Annotated in this window: 18 protein-coding genes; 9 read left to right on the top strand and 9 right to left on the bottom strand. The window is 58.8% G+C overall.

Annotation, left to right across the window (positions count from 1 at the left end; all coding sequences use genetic code 11):
- Position 1 precedes the first annotated feature (1 nt).
- Together lpdA and NL116_RS13295 are read left to right on the top strand one after the other, a co-directional pair.
- Positions 2-1,384 (top strand): dihydrolipoyl dehydrogenase, encoded by a 1,383-nt coding sequence (lpdA, locus tag NL116_RS13300; RefSeq protein ID WP_494377562.1) that lies wholly within the window; start codon positions 2-4, stop codon positions 1,382-1,384.
- 250 nt (positions 1,385-1,634) lie between these two features.
- Complete coding sequence (locus NL116_RS13295) at positions 1,635-2,654, top strand: branched-chain amino acid aminotransferase (protein WP_223516966.1); 1,020 nt, start codon at positions 1,635-1,637, stop codon at positions 2,652-2,654.
- Between the two features lie 92 nt (positions 2,655-2,746).
- On the opposite strand, the gene NL116_RS13290 is transcribed toward NL116_RS13295, so the two are convergent.
- On the bottom strand, positions 2,747-3,502 hold the full coding sequence (locus NL116_RS13290) for an ArsR/SmtB family transcription factor (protein ID WP_494377561.1): 756 nt from the start codon (positions 3,500-3,502) through the stop codon (positions 2,747-2,749).
- Between the two features lie 82 nt (positions 3,503-3,584).
- Here NL116_RS13290 and NL116_RS13285 point away from each other — a divergent pair, with 82 nt between their 5' ends.
- The gene (locus NL116_RS13285) at positions 3,585-4,691 is read left to right on the top strand and encodes a cytochrome P450 (protein ID WP_494377560.1); all 1,107 of its coding nucleotides are present in this window, start codon (positions 3,585-3,587) and stop codon (positions 4,689-4,691) included.
- 107 nt (positions 4,692-4,798) lie between these two features.
- Here the strand turns inward: NL116_RS13285 and NL116_RS13280 are convergent, their stop codons facing one another.
- Positions 4,799-5,683 (bottom strand): LysR substrate-binding domain-containing protein, encoded by an 885-nt coding sequence (locus NL116_RS13280; RefSeq protein WP_494377559.1) that lies wholly within the window; start codon positions 5,681-5,683, stop codon positions 4,799-4,801.
- A gap of 117 nt (positions 5,684-5,800) precedes the next feature.
- Between NL116_RS13280 and NL116_RS13275 the strand changes: the two genes are divergently transcribed.
- Both NL116_RS13275 and NL116_RS13270 read left to right on the top strand, forming a co-directional pair.
- Positions 5,801-6,832 (top strand): D-cysteine desulfhydrase family protein, encoded by a 1,032-nt coding sequence (locus NL116_RS13275; RefSeq protein WP_494377558.1) that lies wholly within the window; start codon positions 5,801-5,803, stop codon positions 6,830-6,832.
- A 102-nt stretch (positions 6,833-6,934) separates the two neighbouring features.
- On the top strand, positions 6,935-7,237 hold the full coding sequence (locus tag NL116_RS13270; RefSeq protein ID WP_494377557.1) for a pyocin S6 family toxin immunity protein: 303 nt from the start codon (positions 6,935-6,937) through the stop codon (positions 7,235-7,237).
- Between the two features lie 8 nt (positions 7,238-7,245).
- On the opposite strand, the gene NL116_RS13265 is transcribed toward NL116_RS13270, so the two are convergent.
- The 3 genes from NL116_RS13265 to NL116_RS13255 all read right to left on the bottom strand — a co-directional run bounded on the left by NL116_RS13265 (position 7,246) and on the right by NL116_RS13255 (position 8,945).
- Positions 7,246-7,584, bottom strand: a complete 339-nt coding sequence (locus tag NL116_RS13265; RefSeq protein WP_494377556.1) for an FKBP-type peptidyl-prolyl cis-trans isomerase — start codon at positions 7,582-7,584, stop codon at positions 7,246-7,248.
- Between the two features lie 70 nt (positions 7,585-7,654).
- A complete protein-coding gene (locus NL116_RS13260) occupies positions 7,655-8,176 on the bottom strand; it encodes a hypothetical protein (RefSeq protein WP_494377555.1) in 522 nt (173 codons plus the stop codon).
- Positions 8,177-8,210: 34 nt separating this feature from the next.
- Positions 8,211-8,945 (bottom strand): hypothetical protein, encoded by a 735-nt coding sequence (locus NL116_RS13255; protein ID WP_494377554.1) that lies wholly within the window; start codon positions 8,943-8,945, stop codon positions 8,211-8,213.
- A gap of 157 nt (positions 8,946-9,102) precedes the next feature.
- Here NL116_RS13255 and NL116_RS13250 point away from each other — a divergent pair, with 157 nt between their 5' ends.
- Entirely contained in the window at positions 9,103-10,176 is a 1,074-nt protein-coding gene (locus NL116_RS13250; protein WP_494377553.1) for a diguanylate cyclase domain-containing protein, read from the top strand.
- A 49-nt stretch (positions 10,177-10,225) separates the two neighbouring features.
- On the opposite strand, the gene NL116_RS13245 is transcribed toward NL116_RS13250, so the two are convergent.
- Both NL116_RS13245 and NL116_RS13240 read right to left on the bottom strand, forming a co-directional pair.
- Positions 10,226-10,378, bottom strand: a complete 153-nt coding sequence (locus NL116_RS13245; protein WP_494377552.1) for a hypothetical protein — start codon at positions 10,376-10,378, stop codon at positions 10,226-10,228.
- Positions 10,379-10,477: 99 nt separating this feature from the next.
- Positions 10,478-10,786: an RcnB family protein gene (locus NL116_RS13240; protein ID WP_494377551.1), complete on the bottom strand. Its 309-nt coding sequence runs from the start codon at positions 10,784-10,786 to the stop codon at positions 10,478-10,480.
- 367 nt (positions 10,787-11,153) lie between these two features.
- Here NL116_RS13240 and NL116_RS13235 point away from each other — a divergent pair, with 367 nt between their 5' ends.
- Positions 11,154-12,965 carry a monovalent cation:proton antiporter-2 (CPA2) family protein gene (locus NL116_RS13235; RefSeq protein WP_494377550.1) on the top strand — a complete coding sequence of 604 codons (1,812 nt, stop codon included), beginning with the start codon at positions 11,154-11,156 and terminating at the stop codon, positions 12,963-12,965.
- 117 nt (positions 12,966-13,082) lie between these two features.
- Here the strand turns inward: NL116_RS13235 and NL116_RS13230 are convergent, their stop codons facing one another.
- Complete coding sequence (locus NL116_RS13230; RefSeq protein WP_494377549.1) at positions 13,083-13,622, bottom strand: hypothetical protein; 540 nt, start codon at positions 13,620-13,622, stop codon at positions 13,083-13,085.
- A gap of 214 nt (positions 13,623-13,836) precedes the next feature.
- Positions 13,837-14,766, bottom strand: coding sequence for a hypothetical protein (locus tag NL116_RS13225; protein ID WP_494377548.1), 930 nt, complete (start codon positions 14,764-14,766; stop codon positions 13,837-13,839).
- 278 nt (positions 14,767-15,044) lie between these two features.
- On the opposite strand from NL116_RS13225, the gene NL116_RS13220 reads away from it, so the two are divergent.
- Both NL116_RS13220 and NL116_RS13215 read left to right on the top strand, forming a co-directional pair.
- Entirely contained in the window at positions 15,045-15,728 is a 684-nt protein-coding gene (locus tag NL116_RS13220) for a response regulator transcription factor (RefSeq protein WP_494377547.1), read from the top strand.
- Entirely contained in the window at positions 15,706-17,100 is a 1,395-nt protein-coding gene (locus NL116_RS13215; protein WP_494377546.1) for a sensor histidine kinase, read from the top strand. The genes NL116_RS13220 and NL116_RS13215 overlap by 23 nt, the downstream gene beginning before the upstream one ends.
- Positions 17,101-17,198 lie beyond the last annotated feature (98 nt).

Raw genomic sequence — 17,198 nt, 5'->3', positions numbered from 1 at the left:
CATGCAGTCTCTGAACACCACACTATTGATCATCGGCGGCGGGCCTGGCGGTTATGTCACGGCAATTCGTGCCGGTCAGTTGGGCATTTCCACCATTCTGGTGGAAGGCGAATCGCTGGGCGGTACCTGCCTGAACATCGGCTGCATTCCGTCAAAAGCGCTGATTCACGTGGCTGAGCAGTTTCACCAGACTCAACACCACAGCCAGCACTCGGCCTTGGGCATCAGCGTTTCCGCGCCAACCCTCGACATCAGCAAGAGCGTCGAGTGGAAGGACGGCATTGTTGATCGCCTGACCACTGGCGTCGCGGCATTGCTGAAGAAGAACAAGGTCCAGGTCATTCAAGGCTGGGCCAAGGTCGTCGACGGCAAAACCGTCGACGTCGGCGACACGCGCATTCAGTGCGAGCACCTCGTGCTGGCCACCGGCTCGAAAAGTGTGAACCTGCCGATGTTGCCGATTGGCGGCCCGATCATCTCCTCCACTGAAGCCCTGGCGCCGACGTCCGTGCCGAAGCGGCTGACGGTGGTCGGTGGCGGTTACATCGGTCTGGAGCTGGGGATTGCATACCGCAAGCTCGGCGCCGACGTCAGCGTAGTCGAGGCACAGGAGCGTATCCTGCCGGCCTACGACGCCGAACTGACCCAGCCGGTCCACGACGAACTGAAAAAACTCGGCGTGAAGCTTTACTTGAAACATAGCGTGCAAGGCTTTGATTCTTCGAATACTTGCCTGCAAGTATTGGGGCCGGATGGCGACACCCTGAACCTGGAAACCGATCAGGTATTGGTGGCCGTGGGCCGCAAGCCTAACACTCAGGGCTGGAACCTCGAAGCGCTGAACCTGGACATGAACGGCTCGGCGATCAAAATCGACAACCGCTGCCAGACCAGCATGCGCAACGTGTACGCCATCGGCGACCTGAGCGGCGAACCGATGCTCGCGCACCGGGCCATGGCTCAGGGCGAGATGGTGGCCGAACTGATCAGCGGTAAAACCCGCGAGTTCAACCCTACCGCCATTGCTGCCGTGTGCTTTACCGACCCGGAGCTGGTGGTGGTCGGCCAGACCCCGGACGAGGCCAAGGCCGCCGGTCTGGACTGCATCGTTTCAAGTTTCCCGTTCGCGGCCAATGGCCGGGCAATGACGCTGGAATCGAAAAGCGGCTTCGTGCGGGTGGTCGCTCGTCGGGACAATCATGTGATTGTGGGCTGGCAAGCGGTGGGTGTCGGCGTGTCCGAACTGTCTGCCGCGTTCGCGCAAAGCCTGGAAATGGGCGCGCGGCTGGAAGACATCGGCGGCACCATTCACGCGCATCCGACGCTGGGCGAGGCGGTGCAGGAAGCGGCGTTGCGTGCCCTCGGCCATGCGCTGCATATGTGATTCAGGGCGATTGGTGGGGTCAATGATGGCCTCATCGCGAGCAAGCTCACTCCCACATTGGATTTGTGGCGTTCACAAAACCCTGTGGGAGCGAGCTTGCTCGCGATTTTCACAGGCAACACGATTTATCTGCCAATCAGCCGATAGTCCGGGCTGCGATTTCGCTCCGGAATGAAGTATTGTTGTCCCCATCCAAAAAACGTCAGAAGCCTTGAACCGTTTCGGCGGTTGTTCAGTGATAGAGGGTGTCATGGGTAACGAAAGCATCAATTGGGACAAGCTGGGTTTTGACTACATCAAGACAGACAAGCGTTTCTTGTCGTACTGGCGCAATGGCGAGTGGGACAAAGGCACCCTGACCGAAGACAACGTGCTGCACATCAGCGAAGGTTCCACCGCCCTTCACTATGGCCAGCAATGCTTCGAAGGCATGAAGGCCTATCGTTGCAAGGACGGCTCGATCAATTTGTTCCGCCCGGACCAGAACGCCCTGCGCATGCAGCGCAGCTGTGCACGCCTGCTGATGCCGTTCGTGGAAACCGAGCAGTTCATCGAAGCCTGTAAAGCAGTGGTCCGCGCCAACGAGCGTTTCATCCCGCCTTACGGCACCGGCGGCGCGCTGTACCTGCGTCCGTTCGTGATCGGCGTGGGTGACAACATCGGCGTGCGTACCGCCCCCGAGTTCATCTTCTCGATCTTCGCCATTCCGGTAGGTGCCTACTTCAAGGGCGGCCTGACCCCGCACAACTTCCTGATCTCCAGCTTCGACCGTGCGGCCCCACAAGGCACCGGCGCAGCCAAGGTCGGTGGCAACTACGCCGCCAGCCTGATGCCAGGTTCCCAGGCCAAGAAGGCGCACTACGCCGACTGCATCTACCTGGACCCGATGACCCACACCAAGATCGAAGAAGTCGGCTCGGCCAACTTCTTCGGGATCACCCACGACAACAAGTTCGTCACCCCGAACTCGCCGTCGGTCCTGCCAGGCATCACCCGCCTGTCGTTGATCGAACTGGCCAAATCGCGTCTGGGCATGGAAGTGATCGAAGGTGACGTGTTCATCGACAAGCTCTCCGACTTCAAGGAAGCCGGCGCTTGCGGTACCGCGGCCGTGATCACCCCGATCGGTGGCATCAGCTACAACGACCACCTGCATGTGTTCCACAGCGAAACCGAAGTCGGCCCGGTCACCCAGAAGCTCTACAAAGAGCTGACCGGTGTACAGACGGGTGACATCGAAGCGCCAGCGGGCTGGATCGTCAAGGTTTGATCTGACGCTGCTGCCTGAGCAAAAAAGCCCGGCTATCGATTGGATAGCCGGGCTTTTTTTCGCCATCGATATTTAACAGTCAGCCTTTTATTTCAATGAGTAACAGCAATACCCTGATGCTTTTTATCCATAGGCGGCGTGATGCCACCTGAAGTCGGCAGCGCCAAATCAAACTGACTGCCAAGCGCCTTGCGCCCCACAGTCGTCAACGTCAACGCCCGACTGTCCAGATCCTGCGTCACCCATTTGCGCTTGATCGCCGAATGCAGCAACGCCGCCCCCAGCGAACCGCCAAGATGCGGCCGACGCATGCTCCAGTCCAGGCACGGGCAGGCGAAACGTCGACGCAGCGTGCTCAGGTCCTTGACCTCGATACCCAATCCTTCAAACAACGCCTCGCCGCTGTCACTCAGCCGATACGCCTGCTCATCGGTTTCCAGCAACCAGCCTTTTTCCAACATCCGGTCATGCAACAACACCGCCAGCGTGCCGGCCATGTGGTCGTAGCAGGTCCGGGCGAATTGCAGCCGATCCGGCGTGCGCGAGCTGTAAGCCGGCGCGCTGTTCTGGCCAATCACCATCAGCGCTTCCAGCGCCTGGGCCACGCGCTTGTCCGCCAGGCTGTAATAGCGATGGCGACCCTGCACGTGCAGCCGCACCAGCGCCTGTTCCTTGAGCTTGGCCAGGTGTGCGCTGGCGGTTGAAGCGCTGACTTCGGCAATCGCCGCGAGCTCAGTGCTGGTGCGGGCGTGGCCGTCCATCAGCGAACAGAGGATTTTCGTCCGGGCCGGCTCCGCGATGGCGGCCGCGACCTGAGAGACGCCGATGTCGTGTTGTTCTGCGTTCATATTTCGCTCCCGGACGAATCAAGGGCCTTTGGGACTGGAGATAGTAGCAACACTTCTCCTCCAACGAACAAGGCTGCGACCCATGGACCCGATCATCGCTGCGACCCATGCCAACCCTTATCCCTATTACGCGCAACTGCGCACCCAAGGAGGGCTGATTTATCACGAAGCACTGAACATGTGGGTAGCCAGCAGCGCCCGAGCGGTCGCTGCCGTGCTGGCCCATCCTGATTGCCATGTCCGCTCGACCGCTGAACCGGTGCCCAGGGCAATTGCCGGTGGCATGGCGGGCAAGGTGTTCGGGCAGTTGATGCGGATGAATGAAGGCGAACGGCAACGCTGTCCGAGGTCGGCGATTGAGCCGGGGCTGGGATTGATTGACAGGGATGAAGTCAACGCGCTGGTGGCCGCGCGGCTGATCACGCCGGACGCCGACGGGTTGTACAACGCCATGTTTCGCGGGCCAGTGTGCGTGATGGCTGCGTTGTTGGGGTTCACGCCGGCTCAGGGGCGAATGCTCAGTGCGCTGACGGCGCAGTTCGTGCCTTGCCTGTCGCCGCTGAGCAACCAGGCGCAACTGGACGCTGCACAGGCGGCGGCTGAACATTTACAGGGGTACTTCGTTGAGTTGCTGGATGACCCGGACAACAAAAGCGCGCTACTGGCCGGGATTCGCGGACGCTTCAACGGTCACCAAGAAACCCTGATTGCCAATCTGATCGGCTTGTTTTCCCAGACTTTTGAGGCCACTGCGGGCCTAATCGGGAATGCGCTGTTGGCGGTGATGCGAAATCCATTGCTACACGAGGCGCGAGGGGAGGATCTGATTGCCGAAACCCAGCGTTTTGACCCATCGGTACAGAACACTCGGCGGTTTGTGGCCGCACCGTGCGAAATCGAAGGGATGAGCCTCCAGTTGGGCGATGTAATTTTGCTGCTGCTGGCGTCGGCTAATCGCGATCCGCAGTTGAATGACCGCCCTGACGATTTTCTACTGGATCGCCCGCAGCGCCGCAGTTTTACCTTTGGCGCGGGTCGGCATCAGTGCCCGGGGCAAGTGTTGGCGGTGGGGATTGCCAGTGCAACGTTGCGGGAAATTCTGGTGCACCGGTCTGCGCTGGGGCGGTTGGCCTGGGCGTATCGGTCTTCGCTGAATGGGCGGATTCCAGTGTTTCGTGACCTGGCTTGAGACCGCGTTATCGTTCATCGCGAGCAGGCTCACTCCCACAAGGAATTTGTGAACAATGGAGATCCCCTGCAGGAGTGAGCCTGCTCGCGATGGCGTCCTGAGAACCACTACATCACCAACCGCCCCACCACAAACTCCACAAACGCCTTCAACTTGGGCAATGACTTTCTCGACCGCGGATACACCATCTGCACCGGCTTGGGCGGCGGACCATAGTCCTCCATGATCCGCACCAGTTCACCCTTGGCCAACGCCGTCGCCACCAGAAAGTCCGGCTGCATCAAGATCCCCTCCCCAGCCACCGCCGCTTGCAACAACACCTGCCCGTCATTGCTCTTCAACACCGCACCTTCCGGCCAGGGCACCAAACTGGCGCCGTTGCGCAGTGGCCAGGCAAACCGGTTATTCCACGAAGTGTGCGTGAGAATCCGATGCCGATGCAGGTCTTCCGGGGATTTGGGCGCCTGCCATTTTTGCAGGTAGCCGGGCGATGCACAGATCACCATGCGATACGGCGGCAATGGCTTGGCCAGCAGATTGACCCCAATCAGCTCGGAAATCCTGAAGGCCAGGTCGAACGACGTTTCGTACAGATCCACCACTTCATTGCTCAAGATGAGTTCAACCTGAATCTGCGGATAAAGCTGCATGAACGCCGCCACCAACGGGCCGACCAACGACACACCCAGGCTCATCGGCGCGGTGATTCGCAACAGGCCACTGGGCTCAGGGTTCGACGCTTCGACCCGACTGAACGCGTACTTCACCTGTTCCAGCGCCAGCTTGGCCTCTTCATAAAACAACCGCCCCTCAGCCGTGATCGATTGCCGTCGCGTGGTGCGCTGAATCAGCTGGGTGTTAAGGGTTTTTTCCAGGCCCTGGATATGCCGCCCGATCATCACCGCCGACATGCCGACTGCATGGGCCGCATCGGCGAAGCTGCCCGCCTCGACCACCGCGACGAAGACTTCCATTTGCCTGAGTTTGCTCATGAACATGCCTTGCATTAAATACATCAGGTTAAAGGAGTAATAACCGGCGATGCGTTTATCCGCCGGGAGTTTCTCCCTAGAGTCAGGGTAATAACACTGAACAACGAGGCGTCATCGATGCAAACCCTACTGGATACGTCACTGAGTTCCTTTGCCCGCGCCGACCTTCTGCAAGGCCCGACACCGATCCAGCGCGCCGAACGCCTCGAACAGCGACTGGGTTTGAAAGCGCAAGGCATCGGCCTGTTCCTCAAGCGCGATGATCACATGCTGATCGGCGGTGGTGGCAACAAACTGCGCAAACTCGAATTCCACTTCGGCGCGGCCCTCGCAGCCGGGGTCGACACGATCATCACCATCGGCGGCCTCCAATCCAACCATGCGCGCCTGACCGCTGCCGTGTGCGCTCGCCTCGGGATTGCCTGCGAACTGATCCTGACCCGTTCAGTGCCCAAAACTGAAGTGGACTACGAACTCAACGGCAACGTCCTGCTCGACCAGCTGTTTGGCGCTACCCTCCGCGTGCTGGCCGGCGGCAGCGATTCGCTGGCCGAAGCCGAGCAGCGTGCCGGACAACTTCGGCTTGAAGGGCACAAGGTGCTGGTGATTCCCACGGGAGGCTCGACACCACTGGGCAGTCTTGGCTATGCGCGCTGCGCGGCGGAGATCGCGCAACAGGAGAGCGAACTCGGCCTCACCTTCCACCAGGTCGTGGTGCCCAACGGCAGTGCCGGCACCCACGCCGGGCTTGCGGCGGGGTTTGAGTTGCTGGGTCGAGGGACTTCGCTGGTGAAGTCGTACTCGGTGTTGTCCGATAAAGCGTCGTCAGCGGTCCGAACCCGGCAATTGACCCAGGAGGTTCTGGGGTTGATGGGTAGCAGTGCGGTTGTTCAGGCGTCAGAGATTGTCATCGACGGCAGTCAGTTGGGCGACGGTTACGGTCTGCCGACACCGGCCATGCAGGAGGCGGTGCGCTTGATGGCTCGGGCTGAAGGGTTGCTGATCGATCCGGTGTATTCCGGCAAGGCGTTTGCCGGGTTGGTGGCCGATCTTCGGGAGGGGCGCTTTCAGCGGGGGGACAATGTGCTGTTTGTGATGACTGGCGGTACACCGGGGTTGTATGCGTATCGGGAGGCGTTTCAGGGCTAAGCCATCGAGAAGAACGGCCGCAATTTCAGAACTCTCCTACATCTATCAGAAGCCCATTGATATAGCGTTCGCATCGTTTTTACAGATGAGAGAAGAACGCTAATGGCTCGTATGACAGAGACACCTTTGGTTCAAAACCTGACGTTGGTCGACGGGCACGCTGCCCATTTTTTCTGGATCAGCGGATTTTTAAAAGGTGATCAGGAGGGTGACTTTCTAATATACGAACTCACCGTTCCGCCCGAGTCGGAAGCCGTGATACTCGGCGTACTGGGCTGGAAGAACCTTGATCAAAGTGAGGACGGGGACTGTTTACTAGACGCCGGGCAGGTCCAACAAATCGCCATAGCGCTCAATGAGCAGCTACCGACTGAGTTGGACCTTTTCATCGGGCTGCGGGGGTAGGTTTTCAGTCAATCATCCCGCGTCAGCACTTCCAGCAATTCAATCTCGAAAATCAGGTTCGAATTCGGCGTGATCACTCCCATCGAACGTTCGCCATACGCTAGATGTGCAGGCACCAGCAGCTTGCGCTTGCCGCCGACTTGCATCCCCATGATTCCCTGATCCCAGCCTTTGATAACCCGGCCCGTGCCAATCACACACTGAAAAGGTTTGCCACGGTTGTAGGAAGAGTCGAATTCCGTGCCGTCTTCCAGCCAGCCACGGTATTGAGTGGTGATCAGCGCGCCTTTGACGGCGGTTTTGCCATCGCCTGGCTGGAGGTCGATGATTTGCAGTTCGTTATTCATGACGGTGTTTATCTGTTTGCGGTATTCGAGGGTCGTGGTTTTCCCAGAAAATCAGCTTGCTGGCAACTTTTCAGGTGCCTTTATCGGGGTGGGACAACATTTCCACGACTTTTTTGTCTTCCTTTTGTTTTGCATCGACCGCGAAGTCTTTGCCGAAGATCGCTTCTGGAAGGATCCATTTGCCTGTACTGCTTTTCTGGTCAGTCACAATCCCGATCTGGTCGCCTTTGGAGAAATCAAACCAATGCAGGTCCGGGAACTGTTTCAAGTCGAGGGTCTGGACCGTATTGCCCTCCATCACTTCGATTTTTTTAGCCGTAGGGTCCACGCTGACCACCTCTAACGGTGAGCGAGTAATCAACGATGGCGCCATGACAACGATGTCACCTCCGGCCTTGCACCGTTGGCTCGTCGGCTGGATCGTGCCGTCAGCCGAACTATGGTTTTTTTTTGCGCAATCAACAAAAATGCCTGAGTGGTCCACGGTTTCGTTGCCAAGGTACTGGTCGCCAGTGGGCATCCTCAATATCTGTTCGCCTTGCGCCGCATTCACAAATAGAACGAGCGTAAGGGTAATCTTCCGTCTGGTCATAGCGCACCTGCCTTTGGTCCAGCCCGCGTGGCGACTACAGGAACTCGTCTAAAAACAATGTCCTGATAACGCGCGGCATATTGGGCACATCCATTTCTACGTAAATCACCTGCTTCTTCGGCACTTGGTACACCGTGCCGAATGAATCGTAACGTTGCGGCTGCTTGTCGGTTTTCATCAACACCTTTTGAACCAGTACATAGTAAGTCTCGTCCGTTTCAATCAGCAGCACGGCTTCTTTAATCCCGCCATCCTTGCTGGCCGTCGCCATCATCAGTTCCGGCGGAAAGTTTTTGACCTGTTTGTCGTCGAAGTGCAGGCGAATCGGGTGCAATACACCGCTGTCGCGGACTTGCTGGGCCTGTAACGTACCGAGGTACTCAGCCAGGACGGACGTGCCCCAGAGTCCCAAGACCAAAAAAAGCGCAAATAGCATTTTGTGCAAAAAAAGCGGAAACAGCTTGTGGTCCGAAGACCAGCCTCCGTTAAGCGCAACATAGAGGATGGCACCGCCGCCCAGAATGAGGGGAATCCAGCCCCCGAACTGTTTCACTGCAGTCCAGGCAAACGCCAGGTAGAAATAAAGCGAGATATCCAGCGAAACCAACGGTACGCCGAACGTTTTGAAGTAATAAAACAAATGCAGCCAGGAATAGAAAAACAGATAAGCCGCAAACAGCAACGTCGGCCCACCAAAGTGCGCCGACAACTGTGAACTCTCCGGCGCAGGTGGTGGGGGCGTCGGGCCAGACGGGTTGACCTGAGTCATGCTGAGGATCTCCTGGCTGACGGATGATCACGAAGCAGATGGCGTGCACAGAAAGTCTAGCGCTCGTCAGACATAAAGCGACTGCAACCCAACAGCGCGGTGAACTAACATAAGCACCAACGTTTCCCTCGGTTTAATACCCAATGACTCTCCCTGAATGATTCTGGCCTGGACCAGCGCAGCCGTCGGCTCTGTCATGTTTGCCCTGCTTATCGCGGTGATCTATCGCGTGCGCACGCTGAAACAGCAGTTGGCCGAGTGTCGTGCGCTGATCAACAGCCTCTGCGAGGGACCGTCCGTACGCCAGGACGGTGACGCCGAACGCTTCAAACGCAGCCAATACTTCGCCCGCATTGGCACCTGGGACTGGGACGTCGACACCGACAAGCTCTACTGGTCGGATGCGATCTACGGCATGTTCGGCTTCAAGATCGGCGAAGTGACACCCTCCTACGCGCTGTTTTGCGCCTGCGTACACCCGGAGGACCGCGCCAGCGTGCGGGCCGGGGAATTGCGCTGCCTGGACACCGGAGAAAACCACGACGAGGAATATCGCGTCGTCTGGCCCGACGGCAGCATTCACTGGCTGCGAGAGACCGGCAACGTGGTCAAGAACGACCACGACGCCACCATCAAGATGATGGGCGTGGTGCGCGACATCACTGAAGAAAAAGCCTCCGCCAGTTACCTGCAACACTTGGCCCATTACGACCCCTTGACCGGTCTGCCTAATCGCCTGGTCCTGGAAGAACGATTGTCCGAAGCGCTGGAACAAGCGCGTATCGGCGCTACCCGGGTGGCGCTGGTGTTCGTCGACCTCAACGGCTTCAAGGCCATCAACGATCATTACGGCCATGCGGCCGGCGACCGCGTCCTGATTACCACTGCCACACGCCTGAAGAAAATCCTGCGTTCCACCGACACCGTCGCCCGCATCGGTGGAGACGAATTCGTGGTCATCCTTCAAGGGTTGCCCAAGGGCATCGATCTGCAGGATGAAGCGCGCAGCATCTGCCAGAAAATCCTCATCGAACTGTCAGCGCCCATCACCATCGGCAACGACCAGCGCCACATCGGCACCAGCCTCGGTGTCGCGGTGTACCCGGACCACGCGCCGAGCATGGACCGACTGATTCACATTGCGGACCTGGCGATGTATGAGGCCAAGCGCAGTGGTAATAATCAGTATCGGTTGGGCGAACAGATGGGGATTCACAGCCAGGTTGAATGACCCGCCCTGTCCTTGCGTTGGCCAAAAAGCATGCCGTGTAGTCGAGCCCTTAACGGCGCGTTCCGTGTATCGAACCCCGTGACACGTCGCTCTTGATTTCAGCCTTGGTATTACGCTGGCGCCGATACTCGCCCGCAACGTCGTTGCGCCGAACGCCCCGAGTACGGGTGTTTTCCTTGCGGTAAAGAGGTTTCTTTTCCAACGAGCCGCTCCTGACATCCAGTCAATGAAATCGCCGCAGAGATTCACCCGAACGGCAGGCGCATTCAATTAACCCTCCATGGCTAGTTGTTGCAGGCGACTAACGCTCCACCGGCGTAATGTCCACAATCGTCCCGTTGGTGATCATCACCATCATGTACTTGTCATTGATCTGCACCCACTGCGCCTGATCCTTCGGGGCCTTCAGGCCTTTTTCCTGCCAATTGGCGAGGGCTTTTTCGCTGCGCTGGTAGATGTCCGGGGCGCGGTCGCCGATCACCAGTTCGCGGGTGTTGTTGACGCCGGGCTGGACGGTTTTATGAGGGGACTCAGCCGCCTGAACGATGGGATTGAGACCGGAAACGCTGGCGGCAATGGCAAGGGCGGCGATGAGAGTTTTGCGGTTCATGGGTGATCCTCCAGTAATGTCATGGCACCTGAACTCCGACTGTGTTCGCGATGAATCATTCCTTACTGTTGCGATGAATCTGTGTCGGCGGTACCGGGAGTTGCGACTCAGGTTGCCACTTCGCGCTGAATGAGAAGGAAGAATAGGCGGCTCGGGGGGTGGCGCATATCGAGGCGTTTATTTTATTGCTCGGTTGCCCGCCCCATCGCTCGCGAGCAGGCTCACTCCTACAGTCAACCGCGTTTTCCCTGTAGGAGAGAGCCTGCTCGCGATAGAGGAATTTACGACTTATTGGGCATCACGGCTGACGCATCCCGCCTCAGCCTTTATCCTTGGCGCCCCGCCGTATCGAGTGTTGGAGTAAGCCATGCCCCATGAAGGCAACCTGTTGCAAGCCGCTGTCGTGTTTCTGTTCGCAGCGGTGCTCACCGTGCCCTTGGCCAAACGCCTGCAACTGGGAGCCGTGCTGGGTTATCTGTTTGCCGGGGTCCTCATCGGGCCTTCGGTGCTGGGACTGATCGGCAATCCGCAAAGCGTCAGCCATATTTCTGAACTCGGCGTGGTGTTGCTGCTGTTCATCATTGGTCTGGAGCTGTCGCCGCGACGTCTGTGGGTGATGCGTAAATCGGTGTTCGGCGTGGGTCTGGCGCAAGTGCTGCTGACCGGTTCGGTGATTGGTGTTTTAGCGCTGTTTGTCTTCGGACAGCCGCTGAACAGCGCCATCGTGCTCGGTCTTGGCCTTGCCCTGTCGTCCACTGCGTTTGGCTTGCAAAGCCTGGCTGAACGCAAGGAACTGACCAGCCCCCACGGTCGATTGGCGTTTGCGATTCTGCTGTTTCAGGACATCGCCGCCATCCCGCTGATCGCCATGGTCCCGCTGCTGGCCGGCGGCGATCACACCTCCACCGCCGCTGACGATTTGAATCACGGTTTGCGCGTGTTGGGCAGCATTGCGGTGGTGGTCATCGGTGGACGCTATCTGTTGCGCCCAGTGTTTCGCATCGTGGCCAAAACCCGTTTGCCGGAGGTGTCCACTGCCACGGCGTTGCTAGTGGTGATCGGTACGGCGTGGCTGATGGACCTGGTCGGCGTATCCATGGCGCTCGGCGCGTTTCTCGCCGGGCTGCTGCTGGCGGACTCTGAATACCGACATGAACTGGAAGCGCAGATCGAGCCGTTCAAGGGCCTGCTGCTGGGTCTGTTCTTCATCAGCGTCGGCATGGGCGCCAACCTCAGCCTGCTGCTCAGCGCCCCGCTGGCGGTACTGGGGCTGACCCTGCTGCTGATCGCAATCAAATTGCCGCTGCTGTTTGTGGTTGGCCGATTGGCCGGTGGCTTGGGCAAAGTCAGTGCGCTGCGCTTGGGCATCGTGCTGGCGGCTGGTGGTGAATTCGCGTTTGTGGTGTTCAAGATCGGCCGGGATCAAGGTCTGTTCGAGCCGCACCTGTACGACTTGCTGGTGCTGACCATCACCCTGTCCATGGCCGTGACACCGCTGTTGTTGCTGCTGTGCGCCCGGCTGTATTCGCCGAAAGTGCAACCCGTGGTGGTCCCGGAAAAATTCCGCGACATCGACACCGACGCACCGCGCGTCGTGATCGCCGGCATGGGCCGCATGGGTCAGATCGTCGCGCGGATTCTGCGGGCACAGAACATCAAGTTCGTGGCGCTCGACACGTCGGTGGAGACCATCGAACTGTCCCGCAGTTTTGGCGGTGTGCCGGTGTTCTATGGCGACCCGATGCGCCCGGAAATCCTCAGCGCAGCCAAGGTCGAACAGGCGGAATATTTCATCATCGCCACCGATGATCCGGACACCAACATCAAGACTGCCGAGGTGGTGCATCGGTTGTACCCGCACATCAAAATCATTGCCCGCGCACGTAACCGTCAGCATGTGCATCGTCTGGTGGACCTGGGGGCCGAGGCGATTCGTGAAACTTATTACTCAAGCCTGGAAATGAGCCGGCGCACGCTGGTTGGCCTGGGGCTTACCCAAGCGCAGGCCGATGCGCGGATCAAGCGTTTCAAGCATCACGATGAACAGGTGCTGGAGGCCCAGCACGCGGTGTATGACGATGCGGCGAAGGTGCTACAGACGGCACAGGAAGCGCGGGCGGAACTGGCTAAATTGTTTGAGTCGGACCAGTTGGAGGAGCAGGAAGCAGGCAAGGCCTAAGTCATGTGGTGATAGTGATGCCGCCATCGCGAGCAAGCTCGCTCCCACAGTAGACCGCACTCCCCTGTGGGAGCGTGGCTTGCCCGCGATGAACGATAACGCGGAGCAATGCCAGGATCAGTTGGAAAACACAAACTGCCCCTTCACCTTTTTCGAACCTACAAAACCCAGATCCGGAAACAGCAGCGCCTTCACCCAAGCCACAAAAATCACCATCGCCAAGGTGATTACCACACCGACCACCGTCATCACCGGATCCTCCTCATACCCCTGAAACATCCGCCCGATCTGGCTGACGGTCAGAATCATGTAAAGGGTGTAGGCCTGCGCGAAGTGCTTGTAGAACCCCCAGGCAAACGCCAGCGGCACCAGCGCCGCAAACAGGGTGAAAAACACCACCGCACCGGGGCCGATCATCGAGCCCAGGTAGAATCCGGTGGCGGCCCCCAGCAAGGCTTGAAGGCAAGTCAGTGCGAGCAGAATGTTGACCTTGAGCGAGTGTTTTTCCCGCAACGCCGGATCCGGCCTCGCGCCGATCCAGTAAGCGAGTACCCGGTCCTTGACCACTCCACCGGAAAACGCCTTGAACGTCGCGGTTTTGGAGTGCCCGTTGTCGAGCGCCACCATCAGTTGCCGCTTGATTTCCTTTTTGTCCAACGCACGTCTCCCCTAAAAAAAAACACCCCACAGTTGTAGGGCATCTTCGCTTTTTTGGGGGCCACAAAGCAAAAACGCCGCTTCCACCAAAGGCAGAAGCGGCAGAGGCATGGGCCTCAGCGGATCAATGCATGAACAAAGCGATCAGGATAATGATCGGGATCGGCACGCCAAGAAAGAACAGCAGTAATGAGCGCATGATGATTCTCCTGGTTTAGCGGACTGGGGTGGCGGTGACGTAAGTCTCGGTTTCCACGTACACAACGGCGTCCCGACGACGACCGCCAAAGGTCGCGGCAAGGCTGGCGAAAAACGCGCCGATCAACAGGGCGATGAACATCCACAGCGACGTCCAGGCAGCGGTTTTCGCGGCTTTGTCAGCTGCTTGCTGAGCAGCCAGTTTGGCGTCGGCCACGGCTTTCTGCGTACGGGCATAGACTTCATCGACACGACGTTCGGCATCGGCCTGAGTCAGGTTGGTGCGTTGAGCAACCATTTGTGCGAGGTAGGTCCGGTCGTCGGCACTCAGACCGTTGTTGCCCAGGCTGCGCACGAATATGCGCGTCACGGTGCCACGTGCAGCGTCATCGCTAACGGCGGCCGGACGATCGTCACGAAACAGGCTGTCGACAAAATAGCCGTACTGGTCGCTATTGGTATTGGCTGCAGCGGTGCCGGCCGCTTGAGTGGCCGCACTGGCCGCCCCTCCGACCATATTGGCCCCGGCTTGCATGCCGCCACTGACCACACTGCTGACCGAGCCGACCACCAGGGTCGCGGTCACCAGCGTCGCCACGCACCAGGCGAGAAAGCCGTGGGCGGTATCACGGAAATACACCTCATCCCCGTGCATGTTGGCCCACTTGACCCGCAAGCGACCGGCAATGTAACCGCCGGCCCCGGCCGCCAAAATCTGCGTCACCGCCAGCCATACGATGGTGGATATGCCCAGACCCTTGGCACTCACACCTTCATTGGCCCACGGCGACACCGCCGAAAAGCCCAGGCCGAAACCGAGCAGCACGAGGATCAGCGACAACGCTGCCGCCGCAGCGGCCCCGGCGAAGATCGCCCCCCAGGACACACCCGAGAGCGTGCTCGTTTCTTCTGCGACGGGATAGAAACCATCAGAAGATCTATTCATTGTTGTATCGCTCCAGGCAGGAAAGATGGTGTTACAGCTCTTCAAATGCACCATTGCAGTGAGCGTGCCAGTCGCTATCTTTAAATATTTCGTTGTTTTTCAATTACTTATAAAGATTGAACTTCCTTTTCTCATGCAATTTGCAAGGAATGCCTTTACGCAACGGGTTTTCTGCATTGATCAAAATAATCACCGCATGAAGTTTTATTTAGAAAGACGCCGATCATTTCTTGGCAAAATGCTGCACATCATTGAGAACCGCTAATCAGGCCAGCCCTATGACACGCATCTTGACCATCGAAGACGACGCCGTGACCGCCCGGGAGATCGTCGCCGAACTGAGCAGCCACGGCCTCGATGTCGATTGGGTCGACAACGGCCGCGAAGGCCTGGAGCGTGCGGTCAGCGGTGACTACGACCTGATCACACTCGACCGCATGCTGCCGGAGCTCGATGGCCTGGCGATTGTCACTACGCTACGGACCATGGGCGTGGCCACGCCGATCCTGATGATCAGCGCCCTCTCCGACGTCGATGAGCGCGTGCGCGGCTTGCGCGCCGGCGGTGACGATTACCTGACCAAGCCATTCGCCACCGATGAAATGGCCGCCCGCGTTGAAGTGCTGCTGCGCCGCCAGAACACCGTGACCGCTCAGGCCACCACCCTGCGAGTGGCCGACCTGGAACTCAACTTGATCAGCCACGAAGCCAGCCGTGCTGGCGTCCTGCTGACGCTGCTGCCGACCGAGTACAAATTGCTCGAATTCCTGATGCGCAACACCGGGCAGATTCTGTCGCGCATGATGATTTTCGAAGAAGTCTGGGGCTACCACTTCGACCCCGGCACTAACCTGATCGACGTCCACATCGGCCGTCTGCGCAAGAAGATCGACCCACAAGGCCAGGCCCCACTTATTCGGACCGTGCGAGGCTCGGGTTATGTCATTGCCGAACCCGTCTAAAGGCTGGCGCTCTTCCAGCAGCCGCTTGCTGGCGCTCTACAGTTCGTTGTTCGTGATCTGGAGCGCGATCCTGATGGGCGTCATGTACTACGAGGTGTCCGCTTACCTCGACAACCTGGCCAAGCACTCGCTGATGCAACGCCAACATCTGTTTTCGCGCTTCCAGGGCGAGCAACTGTTGGACGCCCTCGCCGTCAGCATGACTTTCGACATTCGGGGCATCGATGCCTATGGCCTGTTCGATCACCAGCATCGCTACCTCAGCGGCGCCCTGCGTTTTATTCCCGAAGACCTGCCGCTGGACGGCAAGATTCACATGCTCAACGATTGCTCCGACTCCGACGACCCGATCCTGCCGGCCGACAGTTGCGACGCGGTCGCGACCCAGACTCGCGACGGCCGTTGGCTGGTGCTGGTGCGCGACAATGGTTCGTTGTTCGCCGTCACCCGGATCATCCTTCATGCATTGTTCTGGGGCGTCACGCTGACGATCATTCCAGGCATCGCCGGTTGGCACCTGTTGCGACGCCGGCCTCTGCGACGTATCCGCGCGATCCAGGCCAGCGCCGAAGCCATCGTTGCCGGTGACCTGACCCGGCGCCTGCCGTTGTCCAATCGCCGCGACGAACTGGACATGCTCGCTACCATCGTCAACGCCATGCTCGAACGCATCGAGCGCTTGATGCACGAAGTCAAGGGTGTCTGCGATAACATCGCCCACGACCTGCGCACCCCGCTGACACGCTTGCGAGCACAGCTGTACCGGATTCAGCAGCAGGCGGGAGATGACTCGACGCTGGCCGTGCAACTGGATTCCGTGCTCGGTGAAGCGGACACCTTGATGGCGCGCTTTCGCGGATTACTGCGGATTTCCGAGCTGGAGGACCGCCAGCGCCGCTCGGGCTTTGTGCGATTGGACCCGGTGCCATTGCTGCAAGAGCTGCACGACTTCTACCTGCCGCTGGCGGAAGAAGGCGAGCTGGTTTTCGAGCTGCAATTGCCGCAGACATTACCAGCGCTGAATGGCGATCGGGCGTTGTTGTTTGAAGCAGTGGCGAACTTGTTGAGCAATTCGATCAAATTCACACCGCCGGGGGGCGAGGTGATTTTGCGTGGGATCAGTGAGGGCGGGTTTACCCGGATCGAAGTGCTCGACTCCGGCCCCGGGATTCCAGAGGCCGAACGCGAAGCGGTGTTTCAGCGCTTCTATCGGGCTGAGGGTGGAAATCAGAAAAGCGGGTTTGGTTTGGGATTGTCGATCGTTGCAGCGATTGCGGGTTTGCATGGGTTTTCGCTGGAGGTGGGCAGCAGCGAACTTGGTGGCGCGCGGTTGGTGCTGGATTGCCGGGAGAGCCTGATTCCCCAGTCCTGACCCGAATCTTCTGAACTGACACATAACCTGTGGGAGCGGGCTTGCTCGCGATAGCGGTGTAACAGTCAGCATCACTGTTGAATGTTAGTCCGTCATCG

The organism is Pseudomonas sp. FBCC-B1667, assembly GCF_059133255.1.
Note: the sequence above shows the minus strand (reverse complement) of the source record. Positions and strands in the feature narration are given on the sequence as shown.

What these genes read in the sequence shown, in the direction of transcription:
- lpdA (WP_494377562.1), top strand. Translation starts at nt 2, where the DNA reads ATGCAGTCTCTGAACACCACACTATTGATCATCGGCGGCGGGCCTGGC.
- NL116_RS13295 (WP_223516966.1), top strand. Translation starts at nt 1,635, where the DNA reads ATGGGTAACGAAAGCATCAATTGGGACAAGCTGGGTTTTGACTACATC.
- NL116_RS13290 (WP_494377561.1), bottom strand. Translation starts at nt 3,502, where the DNA reads ATGAACGCAGAACAACACGACATCGGCGTCTCTCAGGTCGCGGCCGCC.
- NL116_RS13285 (WP_494377560.1), top strand. Translation starts at nt 3,585, where the DNA reads ATGGACCCGATCATCGCTGCGACCCATGCCAACCCTTATCCCTATTAC.
- NL116_RS13280 (WP_494377559.1), bottom strand. Translation starts at nt 5,683, where the DNA reads ATGAGCAAACTCAGGCAAATGGAAGTCTTCGTCGCGGTGGTCGAGGCG.
- NL116_RS13275 (WP_494377558.1), top strand. Translation starts at nt 5,801, where the DNA reads ATGCAAACCCTACTGGATACGTCACTGAGTTCCTTTGCCCGCGCCGAC.
- NL116_RS13270 (WP_494377557.1), top strand. Translation starts at nt 6,935, where the DNA reads ATGGCTCGTATGACAGAGACACCTTTGGTTCAAAACCTGACGTTGGTC.
- NL116_RS13265 (WP_494377556.1), bottom strand. Translation starts at nt 7,584, where the DNA reads ATGAATAACGAACTGCAAATCATCGACCTCCAGCCAGGCGATGGCAAA.
- NL116_RS13260 (WP_494377555.1), bottom strand. Translation starts at nt 8,176, where the DNA reads ATGACCAGACGGAAGATTACCCTTACGCTCGTTCTATTTGTGAATGCG.
- NL116_RS13255 (WP_494377554.1), bottom strand. Translation starts at nt 8,945, where the DNA reads ATGACTCAGGTCAACCCGTCTGGCCCGACGCCCCCACCACCTGCGCCG.
- NL116_RS13250 (WP_494377553.1), top strand. Translation starts at nt 9,103, where the DNA reads ATGATTCTGGCCTGGACCAGCGCAGCCGTCGGCTCTGTCATGTTTGCC.
- NL116_RS13240 (WP_494377551.1), bottom strand. Translation starts at nt 10,786, where the DNA reads ATGAACCGCAAAACTCTCATCGCCGCCCTTGCCATTGCCGCCAGCGTT.
- NL116_RS13235 (WP_494377550.1), top strand. Translation starts at nt 11,154, where the DNA reads ATGCCCCATGAAGGCAACCTGTTGCAAGCCGCTGTCGTGTTTCTGTTC.
- NL116_RS13225 (WP_494377548.1), bottom strand. Translation starts at nt 14,766, where the DNA reads ATGAATAGATCTTCTGATGGTTTCTATCCCGTCGCAGAAGAAACGAGC.
- NL116_RS13220 (WP_494377547.1), top strand. Translation starts at nt 15,045, where the DNA reads ATGACACGCATCTTGACCATCGAAGACGACGCCGTGACCGCCCGGGAG.
- NL116_RS13215 (WP_494377546.1), top strand. Translation starts at nt 15,706, where the DNA reads ATGTCATTGCCGAACCCGTCTAAAGGCTGGCGCTCTTCCAGCAGCCGC.